This is a genomic window from Candidatus Firestonebacteria bacterium RIFOXYD2_FULL_39_29 (genome assembly GCA_001778375.1).
Taxonomy (GTDB): Bacteria; Oederibacteriota; D2-FULL-39-29; order D2-FULL-39-29; family D2-FULL-39-29; genus D2-FULL-39-29.
On record MFGV01000016.1, the window covers coordinates 1 to 11,193 of the forward strand.

At 37.1% G+C, this 11,193-nt stretch carries 10 protein-coding genes; all 10 read right to left on the reverse strand.

The window, feature by feature from the left end:
• Positions 1-75 precede the first annotated feature (75 nt).
• The 10 genes from A2536_08385 to A2536_08430 all read right to left on the reverse strand — a co-directional run bounded on the left by A2536_08385 (position 76) and on the right by A2536_08430 (position 11,077).
• Entirely contained in the window at positions 76-1,344 is a 1,269-nt protein-coding gene (locus A2536_08385; protein OGF47740.1) for a hypothetical protein, read from the reverse strand.
• Positions 1,341-2,309 (reverse strand): GDP-mannose 4,6-dehydratase, encoded by a 969-nt coding sequence (locus A2536_08390; GenBank protein ID OGF47741.1) that lies wholly within the window; start codon positions 2,307-2,309, stop codon positions 1,341-1,343. The genes A2536_08385 and A2536_08390 overlap by 4 nt, the downstream gene beginning before the upstream one ends.
• Positions 2,310-2,568: 259 nt before the next feature.
• Positions 2,569-3,615: a GDP-mannose 4,6-dehydratase gene (locus A2536_08395; GenBank protein OGF47742.1), complete on the reverse strand. Its 1,047-nt coding sequence runs from the start codon at positions 3,613-3,615 to the stop codon at positions 2,569-2,571.
• 174 nt (positions 3,616-3,789) lie between these two features.
• On the reverse strand, positions 3,790-4,728 hold the full coding sequence (locus A2536_08400; GenBank protein ID OGF47743.1) for an NAD-dependent dehydratase: 939 nt from the start codon (positions 4,726-4,728) through the stop codon (positions 3,790-3,792).
• Between the two features lie 245 nt (positions 4,729-4,973).
• Positions 4,974-6,269, reverse strand: a complete 1,296-nt coding sequence (locus A2536_08405) for a UDP-glucose 6-dehydrogenase (protein OGF47744.1) — start codon at positions 6,267-6,269, stop codon at positions 4,974-4,976.
• Positions 6,270-6,674: 405 nt separating this feature from the next.
• Positions 6,675-7,025, reverse strand: coding sequence for a hypothetical protein (locus A2536_08410; protein OGF47745.1), 351 nt, complete (start codon positions 7,023-7,025; stop codon positions 6,675-6,677).
• A 214-nt stretch (positions 7,026-7,239) separates the two neighbouring features.
• Entirely contained in the window at positions 7,240-7,629 is a 390-nt protein-coding gene (locus A2536_08415; protein ID OGF47746.1) for a hypothetical protein, read from the reverse strand.
• Positions 7,630-7,705: 76 nt separating this feature from the next.
• On the reverse strand, positions 7,706-8,872 hold the full coding sequence (locus A2536_08420) for a carbamoyl phosphate synthase small subunit (protein ID OGF47747.1): 1,167 nt from the start codon (positions 8,870-8,872) through the stop codon (positions 7,706-7,708).
• Positions 8,869-10,155 carry a dihydroorotase gene (locus A2536_08425; protein ID OGF47748.1) on the reverse strand — a complete coding sequence of 429 codons (1,287 nt, stop codon included), beginning with the start codon at positions 10,153-10,155 and terminating at the stop codon, positions 8,869-8,871. The genes A2536_08420 and A2536_08425 overlap by 4 nt, the downstream gene beginning before the upstream one ends.
• The gene (locus A2536_08430; GenBank protein OGF47749.1) at positions 10,121-11,077 is read right to left on the reverse strand and encodes an aspartate carbamoyltransferase; all 957 of its coding nucleotides are present in this window, start codon (positions 11,075-11,077) and stop codon (positions 10,121-10,123) included. Before A2536_08430 ends, A2536_08425 begins: the two co-directional genes overlap by 35 nt.
• Positions 11,078-11,193: the final 116 nt, after the last annotated feature.

Below are 11,193 nucleotides of genomic sequence, written 5' to 3' on the forward strand. Positions count from 1 at the left end.
TGCTAACTGGATCTCTAATCATCCTGTTGATTTCAAAAAGTATGCCAAATTACACGATTCTTTCAAGATTTCTGCCTAAAATTTTAACAAAGAACAGTTCTTTATCCCTTTTTTGTTTAACGAACAATAAAGGTTATAAACGACAATCAAGGTACTGCTGATAATCATTATCATTACTACCTGTTCAAGTGTATTATGAAACATTGTAATTAACCCTATTTGGGCTATTGAAAGAATAATTGTACCATAAATAAATTTATAATTGTTTATAGAAAGCTGATAAATACTCATTATATTATAAAGTGAATACATGGTCATAACAATTGACAAATGGCCAAGTAAGCCGGCGCTTTCCAGGTACTTCTCACCAAAAAAACCTGTTATTATGTAGTTACCAAGCAAGTACGAACCGAGGACAAAAAGAACCCCTACACCAAAAACAACCGATATACTTTTTAACAGTAATCTTTTTGAATCCATGTTTTTTGCATGCAATGCGGCTGCTTTGGGAAATACCATTATAGGAATAATTCCGGTGAGAAACATAACTATTTTTGATATAATCTCCGCGCCGGCATACATACCGGCTTGTTCCGGAAGAAAATAGTGTTTTACCAGTATCATCGTGCTATTTGTAAGAACGGTAAAGCATAATATATTTAAAATAACATTTTTACTGTACTTGAATAGTTCCTGAAATATTTTTTCATCAGGGACTTCACGGCCTTTTATATTTTTATTTAAAACGCCTTTTAATTGGATCCCGGTAAAAAGTAAGGCAATAATCCCGGCTAGAGAGAAGCCCAACACCGCACCGCTTGTTTTAAAACCAAAATAAACCAACACCACGCCAAAAATAAGTTTTGCAAATACTTCCAGTGTACCGCTAATACTAAAATCCAGATATTTCTGCATTCCCTGCAATGCACCGCGATAAACAGGTAAGACTGCCGAAGGAATAAGTACTATTCCCAGTAAAACCACAGGAATAATACTTTCAATTTTCATAAAATCAGTAATCAAACGGGAAAACAGGATAAAAATCAGGAATAGAACTATCCCGGCTATTAAGAGTTTGTTTGATACCGACTTTAGAAGTTGTTGTATTTTATTTTGTTCATTATGCGCATTATATCTTGCAACAAACTTTGTAATAACTGTTTGAATTGTACCGCTTGGAACAGAAGCAATAACAATGACAGATAATAAAGATGTGACTTCAGCATAATTTGCAGGACCAAGCATCCTTCCTATTATTATATTATATAAATAATTAGAAAATCCGCCGAGGATAGAAGCAATAAAAAGAATTCCTCCGTCTTTCAGAGTACTTTTTCCTATCATTTAACCTTTCCTCTCCAGTAATCGAGGGTATCAGACAGGGTCTTTTTTAATGAATATTCCAATTTCCAGCCCGTTTGCTTTACAAATTTTCTGTTATCACCCACCCAGACAGGAACATCAGACAACCGCATTTTTTTGGGATCTATTTTTATTTTAACTTTTACTTTCGAAAAACTTAAAAGGATCCGAAGGATCTCGGATATCTTATAGCCTTTGCCTGAACATAGATTGTAGACCTCGCCCGGAATTCCTTTCTCAGTGCAAAGCCAGTATGCTTTTACGATATCTCTGACATCGGTAAAATCACGTACAGAATCAAGATTTCCCACATTAATAAAAGGCTCTTGTTTGCCTTTTTCAATCATGGCAATCTGCTTTGCAAAATTAGAAACCACAAATTTATCATTTTGGCGGGGACCTATATGATTAAAAGAACGGGTTCTAACTACTTTCAGACCATAACTTTTAAAGTATTGATACCCAAGATAATCCTGCGCAATCTTACTTACAGCATACGGAGATAAAGGACGCAGTTCATTCTTTTCCGATATAGGAAGCTCCTTTTTAGCGGCCAACCCATACTCCTCACTTGAACAGGCAATCTGGATCCAAGGATTAAGTCTCAATTCTACAAGTGCATTAAAAATGTTTAATTCACTGAAAACGTTCATTTCAAAAGTATTTTGAGGGCTGGACCAGGAGTCCCCGACAAATGCGCTGCCGGCAAGATGCAATATTCTGTCCGGTTTTATTTCTTTTACTAGTTTCCTGACCGGAGTACTTTGTCTGAGATCACAGGCATGAAATTTAATTTTATTTATAGAACTTTCAATATTGGCACTTTTTTCTCCGCCAAGAATATCCGCCCCGTGTATTTCTATATTTTTTTTATTCAGCAGAAAATCAACCAAATGACTGCCTACAAAACCGCTTACGCCGGTTATCAAAACACGCTGTTTAGACAAAACCTTCTCCTTAAAGTACAAATTCGAAGACTTAAACTTGTCCGTCGAAAGCGAGATCTCGCCATAGGCGGAAAACTTGAAAAAACCACAAACAAAAAACCAAAAAAATCAAGTATTTGTAGTTGCCTGATTTCATCAGGCGGCTCAATGAATTGAGCAACTACATTACCATTTTAATAAATTACTACTCTCTTCTTTTCGAGTTTTCTTTCTCTTATTTTTCGAATTTTGAGTTTCGTGCTTCGAATTTGTTTTTACTTTAGTCTTTCTTCCACCATTTTTTCGCGAACTTTTTCCTGATTATCTCATCACCTTGTCCAATTGCACAAAGTCCTGCTTTTCTCATATCTGAATCAACCATGATCTTTATAAGATCTTGAAAAGTTACTTTTGGCGTCCATTTTAAGGTTTTAACCGCTTTTCGATTATCTGCCAGCAACACATCAACTTCTGTAGCTCTGTAATACCTGGGATCTGTCTTTACATGCTTTTTCCAATCCAAACCCGCATATGCAAATGCCTTTTCTATAAATTCTTTTACAGAATGCGTTTCTCCGGTGCCGATAACATAATCTCCGGAAGTTTTATGCTGCAGCATTTTATGCATGGCTTCTACATATTCAGGAGTAAAACCCCAGTCTCTTTTCGCGTCAAGATTACCCATATATAAATATTTTTGTTTTCCTGCAAGTATAGAAGATATTCCCATTGTCACTTTTCTGGTAACAAAGTTTTCTCCGCGTCTCGGACTCTCATGGTTAAACAAAATCCCGTTACAGATGAAAAGATTATAACCTTCACGGTAATTTTTCGCCATCCAATAGGAATATAATTTTGCGCAAGCATAAGGACTTCTTGGCGCAAACAGTGTATTTTCGCTTTGGGGCGGTTTTGCCGAGCCGAACATTTCACTGGAAGAAGCCTGATAAAACTTGATTTTCTTTTTACTTCTCCTTATTGCTTCAAGAATCCTTGTGGTACCAAGACCGGTCACATTACCCGTATATTCTGAAATATCAAAGCTTACTCTGACATGGCTCTGAGCTCCAAGATGATATACTTCATCAGGTCTGACATTATAAACTATATCCGATATTTGTTCTCCATCCGCCAGGTCCCCGTAATGAATAAATAGCTTGTTACCCTTCGCATGATCATCCCTGTGAATATGGTCAATTCTCTCCCGGTTCATAGTACTGGCTCTTCGAACTATTCCGTGAACTTCATAGCCCTTACTCAACAACAACTCTGTAAGGTAACTTCCGTCCTGACCGGTTACGCCGGTTATTAGTGCGGTTTTACTCATGTAAAGACCTCCTTGTAAGTACAAACTCGAAGCTCTAAATTCGAAACAAAACAGATAAACAATAAATTCCAAAACAATACTCAACTAATTTCAAAAGAACAAATGCTGCATATTTTAAAAATACTTTGCCTATATATTGCTTCGTTTTTCAAATTTCCAACTTCGAATTTGCTTCTACTTTATTTTGGTCCTAAAGTACGCTATTGTTCTTGCAATTCCTTTTTCAAGATCCACCTTTGGCTCCCAATGAAGCAACTTTCTTGCTTTTGTTATATCGGGACATCTTTGCTTGGGATCATCCACAGGAATCGGTTTATAGATTATTTTGCTTTTTGTACCGGTCATTTTAATTATTGTTTTTGCGAAATCCAATATAGTATTTTCAGTCGGGTTCCCGATATTTACCGGTAGATTATAATCTGACATAAGCAGCTTGTAAATCCCATCCACTAAATCTGAGACGTAACAAAAACTTCTAGTCTGTTTTCCTTCTCCATAAACTGTAATATCCCGACCTTTTAATGCCTGATAAATAAAATTAGGAACTACTCTTCCGTCATTAATCTGCATACGTTCTCCGTATGTATTAAAAATCCTTACTATTTTTGTATCAATTTTATGTACACGATGATACGCCATTGTTAGAGCTTCCGAAAAACGTTTTGCCTCATCATACATGCTTCTTGGTCCGATGGAATTTACATTACCCCAGTATTCTTCTACTTGGGGATGGACATGAGGATCTCCGTAAATTTCGGAGGTGGAAGCCACAATAAACCGTGCTTTCTTTGCTTTTGCAAGTCCAAGGGCATTATGAGTGCCAAGAGAACCGACTTTAGCCGTCTTTATCGGATGGTTTGTATAGTCAACAGGACTTGCGGGTGATGCAAAATGCAGAACGTAATCCACTTTGCCTGCGATTTTAAGGGGCTTTGTTATATCATGTTTGATGAATTTTAAATATTTTCTATCCAAATGCGCAATATTATCTTTGCTTCCGGTCAAGAGATTATCAACACATATGACAAGGTGACCCTTATTAATAAAGTACTCGCATAAATGGGAACCAAGAAAACCGGCACCACCGGTAATAAGAGCTGTTTTTTTAGACATAAAATATACTCCTTTAAAGGCATCAAGTACAAACTCGAAGACTTCAGATGAATCAATCACTAAGATCTAAGCACTAAATTCTAAACAATTACTAACTAAATTTTAATGACTAAACGAAATCTTTGTACTTATATTATTAAACTTCCTTATGTTTAGTGCTTAGAGCTTTATTCTTAGTCATTGTTCTTCTTAGTGCTTAGAATTTAAATCTTAGTAATTGAACTTATTCGGTCTTCAAATTTGTTCTACCCGGGCCTTCCTACTGATCTGTACGTTATACCGACTTCCTTCATCTTCTTTGGGTCGTAGAGGTTTCTGGCATCAATAATTACGGGAGCTTTCAACAAACCTTTAACCTTGATTAGATCTAAATTTTTGAAATCTTCCCAGTCGGTCAGGATTAACAGCGCGTCTGCGTCAACCATTGTTTCATAGGGATCCGAGCTGTATTTAATGTTTGTTAGAACTTTTTTTGCATTCTCCATAGCTTCGGGATCATAGGCGTTGACTTTCACACCCTTTTTTAGCAGTTCAGTAACTATATCCATTGCGGGAGAAAATCGAATATCATCCGTGTTGGGCTTAAACGCAAGACCTAGCACGGCTAAAACCTTACCATTTAAGACCCAAAGAGCTTCTTCAACTTTTTTTATTATAAACTTTTTCTGCTCTTCATTTGTTTTTTCAACACTTTTAAGAAGATGAAAATCATATCCCAGCTTATCCGCGATATGAATGAACGCCGAGACATCTTTCGGAAAACAAAAACCGCCAAACCCCGGACCGGCATTTAAGAATGCTCTTCCGATTCTTTTATCGTATCCCATTCCTTCCGCAATCTTTGTGACATCCGCATTAGCTTTTTCACAAATTCGAGACAAGGCATTTACAAATGATATTTTCATTGCAAGGAAGGAGTTTGAAGCGTGTTTTATCAGCTCCGATGTATTAATATCCGTAACAACCTTTATTGCATCTATATCTTTATAAAGCTCCATCAGTAAACTTTTTGCTTTTTCCGAATCTGCGCCTATAACAATCCTGTCCGGATTCATAAAATCATGTATTGCCGTTCCTTCACGCAAAAACTCCGGATTTGAAGCTACATCAAACTCTACTTTGTGTTTATTATAAGTTTCTATTGTTTTTTTTACCCATTCTCCCGTATGAACAGGTACGGTGCTTTTATCTATTACCAGTTTATAATCCGTCATTTCTTCCGCAACAAGCCTGGCCACTTTCTCAACGGCAGAAAGATCAGCCCCTCCATCAGGAAGAGGAGGTGTCCCGACACAAATAAATATTATTGTTGATTTGTTAATAGCTTCCGAAACATTTGAAGTAAAACTAATCCTGCCATGTTTGACGTTTTCCTTGATAAGCTCTTCAAGTCCCGGTTCGTAGATAGGCATTTGCAGTTTTTTTAGCTTTTCTATCTTAGACGGGTCATTATCAGCACCAACAACTGTATGTCCAAGTTTGGAAAAACACGCTGAAGTCACTAAACCTACATAACCTGTTCCTATAACGGCTATATTCATTTTCACCTCTGTTTTTAAATATTTTTTTAATATATTATTATACCGAAATATGCTGCTAAACTCCAGCCAAAAATCCGCAAAAAAAAGCGGTTTTTGGCTAATGACACAGATGGGAAAGAGATATCACAGATAAAACAAAATCTAATGCCACAAGAGGTATAATCTTGTCCTTACAATATTAGCGCTAGCGCAAAAATTAGCCACAAATATGATTCATACAGGAAACTTCCGTTAATAGGTATTTTTTATTTACAAAAGGGAAAATATATCAAACCAATTAGAAGGACACCAAGCAGAACAACCGGCAATTTTATTACAATGCCTAATATGAACAATATTACTGTCAAAAACACCGGATCACTATTTTTTGATTTTATATGCAGAATTTTAACATATTTCCGTCATTTATCTGGCCACAAGCCAAATACCACCAACAAGGAGCGCCAAACCTATCATTTGGACTGTTGTGATTGTTTCTTTGAAGTACATTACAGAAACAGCGCTAATAATGAATAGTCCTCCTGTTGTCATTATAGGATAGGCAACACTAAGAGGCATTTTCTTCAGGGTAATACTGTAAGCTGCCAGGGCCAAACCAAAACATATGACACCTCCAATAACAGGAAGAGAAAGCCATTTGGCTTTGAGAGATTCAATTAAACCACCCTGTGCATCCGGACGGGCCATTCCGGCCTTGATAAGTATATTTGCGACAGCATTAAGTACCAAGGCTGTCAGAAGTATCAGCCATTTCATAAGGATTCCTCCCAATTAAATCAATAACTAATCACTAAGCACTAATTACTAAACAATTACTAATACAGACTGTGTCGCAATTCAATTTTTAGCTTCACGGCCACAATATATAGGCTTGATAAATCGAGCAACTACAATCTGTTGTGTAGTAAAATATATTTTTCTAATTGCGACACAGTCTGAATAACTAATTTTTAATGACTAAACAAAATAACTAAGGTTTAACTTTTCTAAGTATAGCTGCAAATATTAGAACCAATTCGTTTGTTTCTTTTAAAAGAGATTGATGCATTCCCAGTATATCTTCTTTTTTATTATCAATATCTATCAACTTTAGCCAATAGCCGCTCTCTTTAGCTTCTTTTTTGCAAATTCCTATTCTATGGGCAAAATCTTTTTTGCCTAAATAGTTATTCGCCTCAATGTAGTTTGCGCCCACAGAGGATGAAGACCTTGCTAATTGCTTAATGAACTCCTGGTTCTCGATGCTTCTATTAACCTTTTTTAGAAAAGCAAGTGTATCTTTTGCATATTTCAAAGTTCGGTCTTCCAAATTAAAATACTTAGCCGGTTCTTCATTCAGTTCAAAGTTTTTCTTCTTCATTCCCTTTCCATTTTTCTTTTGTTTAAGATTTAGTTATTAAATATTTTTTCTTTGTTTAGTTATTAGTGCTTAGTAATTAGTAATTCATTTTCATACTCTTTATGAACTTATCAAAGAGGTAACTTGCATCATGCGGGCCGGGGGAAGCTTCAGGATGATACTGGACAGAAAAAAGATTATACTTTTTATGCTCCAATCCTTCACTGGTCTTATCATTTAAATTTATATGAGTCTGAAGTACTTGTTTATCTTTAATTGAAGACATATCTACAGCAAAACCATGATTTTGCGAGGTGATTTCTACTTTCTGATTTTCCAGACGCATTACCGGCTGATTTCCCCCTCTGTGCCCGAATTTCATTTTATATGTCTTTCCTCCAAGTGCAAGTCCAAGCATCTGATGACCCAGACAAATACCGAATATCGGAAGTTTGCCCAAAAGATTTTTTACAGTTTCAACGACATAAGTAACTGCTTCCGGGTCTCCCGGTCCGTTTGAAAGAAATACCCCATCCGGATTATACGCCATTATTTGTCCGGCCGTGGTTTTTGCAGGAACAACAGTAACATTACAACCATGATAAACCAGATCTCTTAAAATATTAAATTTTATACCACAATCAATCGCAACTACATTATAGATTTTCTTTCTATGATCAACTTCAAAGAGTTTTAACTGATCGACTTTGCTATTTGCAGAATCTTTATCAACAAAATACGGTTCCTCTGTCCATTTATAAGGTTTTGAACACGTCACTCTTTTCACCAGATCAACGCCTACAATTGAAGGTGAAACTTTCGCTTTTTTTACAAGACGTTTAATATCCAAATCAATAGTCGAAAGAACACCTTTCTTTGAACCATGAGTCCTTATATGCCGGACCAATTTGCGGGTATCTATACACTCCAAACCTATTATTTTATTTCTCTTTAGATAGTCACCCAAGCTTTCTTCCGCTCTGAAGTTACTGTATACTTTGCTGTATTCTTTTACAACAAACCCGCTTACCTGCACTTTATCAGATTCAACATCCCTGCTGTTTACCCCATAATTGCCAATCATAGGATAAGTCATAGTAACAATCTGCCCGGTGTATGAAGGATCAGTCAGTATTTCCTGATAACCGGTCATACTGGTATTGAAAACTACTTCTCCGAAGGATTCACCTTCATAGCCAAAATGCCTTCCTTCAAACACCTCACCATCTTCTAATGCAAGAATAGCTTTCTTTGATGCTTTCACAATATCTTACCTTCTTTCATTTTAATTTCGCCGCCAACAATCGTCATAAAAACTGATCCTTTGACTGCCCTGCCGTTAAAGGGAGAATTTTTGCTCTTGCTTTGAAACTTGTTTATGTCAACCGTATATTTCTTCTCAATATCAAGGACGGTAATATCCGCATCAGCACCTGCAGAAAGCGATCCTTTATTTAAACCCAAAACTTTTGCCGGCATAACTGAAAGCTTTTCAACAGCTTGTTCAAGTGTTAATATCTTTTTATCTACAAGTTCAGTTAGTACAAGCGGAAGCATGGTTTCCAGTCCGACTATACCAAAAGACGCATAATTATATTCTAATTCTTTGTCAATCCTGCCGTGAGGAGCATGATCTGAAGCTATACAGTCTATTGTACCGTCTTTAAGACCTGCTTTTATTGCCTTAACATCTTCGGTACCGCGAAGCGGCGGATTCATCTTCGTATTTGTATCATAAGTTTTAACTGCATCGTCAGTAAGAGTGAAATAGTGCGGAGCTGTTTCGCAGGTAACTTTCATCCCCTGTTTCTTTGCCCATCTGATAATCTCTACAGACTCCTTACAGCTTACATGAGCGATATGAACCAGAGCTCCCATATAATTTGCTATAGCTATATTTCTGTAAACCATCAAGCTTTCTGCTACTGTAGGCATGCCGCGCATTCCAAGGATAGTAGAATTAAAACTTTCATTCATAACTCCATCCATTGTCATATTTTTGTCTTCGCAGTGAGTTATTATCGAAACATTAAATTGTTTGGTGTATTCAAAAGCCCTGCGCATTACCTCAGCATTCATTAAAGGTGCAGCATCATCGGATAAAGCAACAGCACCGCTGTTTATCAGCATTCCAATGTCAGAGATTTCCTCGCCTTTAGCGTGTTTCGAGACGGACGCAATAGGATAAACATTCGCCAGGTTTTCTTTCTTTCCTTTTGAAATAACCAGTTCGACAACCGCAGTATTATCCATTACCGGCTCGGTATTTGGCATGCAAGCCACAGAAGTAAAGCCTCCCATTACCGCCGACCTTACACCTGTCTCGATAGTTTCTTTATACTCAAAACCCGGTTCCCGAAGATGCACATGCATATCTATGAGACCCGGAACAACAATCAAACCTTTCAATTCCATGACTTTTGCAGTTTTATCTTTAATATCTTTTGCAACCTTAATTATTTTTCCGTCTTCAATTAAGATATCCAGAACTTCATTAATTTTATTTACAGGATCAATTACCTTGCCCGCTGAGAGAAGCAATTTCATTGGTCTCACCTCCTGCTAATAAGTATAGTACTGCCATTCTGACTGCAATTCCGTTTGTTACCTGCTCACATATAACCGACTGCTCACTGTCAGCTACTTCAGATGATATTTCAACCCCGCGATTCATAGGTCCGGGATGCATAACAAGAGCATCTTTATTCGCAAGTTTGAGTTTATCTTCATCCATTCCATACAAAACAGAAAATTCCCTGATAGACGGGAAGAGGTTTCTTTTTTGCCTTTCAAGCTGAATCCGGAGCATATAAACAACATCCGCACCTTCAACCGCTTTTCTAAGATCATGGTCAACTTTTACCCCTAACTTTTGAATATCCTTTGGAATAAGCGTCGGAGGGGCAACAAGAGTAAGGTCAGCGCCCATCTTAGTCATACCGTAGATATTAGATCTGGCAACACGGCTATGCGCAATATCACCGACCATCACAATCTTTAGTCCTTTAATTTTTTTCTTTTTTTCTCTTATAGTAAAAAGGTCAAGTAACCCCTGTGTAGGATGCTCATGCATCCCGTCACCAGCATTCACTATCCCTGATTTCAAGGTCTTTGTGAGAAGTAATGGAACCCCTGAACAGGAATGTCTTACAACTATCATATCAGACTCAAGAGCTTCAATCGTCTTGGCAGTATCTATAAGGGTTTCCCCTTTTGAAACACTGCTTGTAGAAACCGAGAAGTTAATTACATCCGCGCTCAACCTCTTTGCCGCAAGTTCAAAAGAAGTCCTGGTACGTGTAGAATTCTCAAAAAAAAGATTTACAACAGTACGTCCGCGAAGGGCCGGAACCTTTTTAATCTTCCTGTCAAAGATAGATTTAAAGGACTCAGCAGTATTTAGATATGTTTCTATTTCTTCAGGTGTTGCGTCTTCCAGACCAATAAGGTGCTTCCGTTTTAAACCCACTATTCCTCCTTTAAGTACAATTACTAAGATCTAAATTCTAAGCACTAAACAATTACTAATACAGACTGTGTCGCAATTAAATTACTAACATGATATAATATGGCATATTCACTCCA

Bases quoted from the DNA above. Each gene is read 5' to 3' on its own strand.
- A2536_08415 (OGF47746.1), bottom strand. From the start codon at position 7,629: ATGAAGAAGAAAAACTTTGAACTGAATGAAGAACCGGCTAAGTATTTT.
- A2536_08405 (OGF47744.1), bottom strand. From the start codon at position 6,269: ATGAATATAGCCGTTATAGGAACAGGTTATGTAGGTTTAGTGACTTCA.
- A2536_08400 (OGF47743.1), bottom strand. From the start codon at position 4,728: ATGTCTAAAAAAACAGCTCTTATTACCGGTGGTGCCGGTTTTCTTGGT.
- A2536_08425 (OGF47748.1), bottom strand. From the start codon at position 10,155: ATGAAATTGCTTCTCTCAGCGGGCAAGGTAATTGATCCTGTAAATAAA.
- A2536_08385 (OGF47740.1), bottom strand. From the start codon at position 1,344: ATGATAGGAAAAAGTACTCTGAAAGACGGAGGAATTCTTTTTATTGCT.
- A2536_08395 (OGF47742.1), bottom strand. From the start codon at position 3,615: ATGAGTAAAACCGCACTAATAACCGGCGTAACCGGTCAGGACGGAAGT.
- A2536_08410 (OGF47745.1), bottom strand. From the start codon at position 7,025: ATGAAATGGCTGATACTTCTGACAGCCTTGGTACTTAATGCTGTCGCA.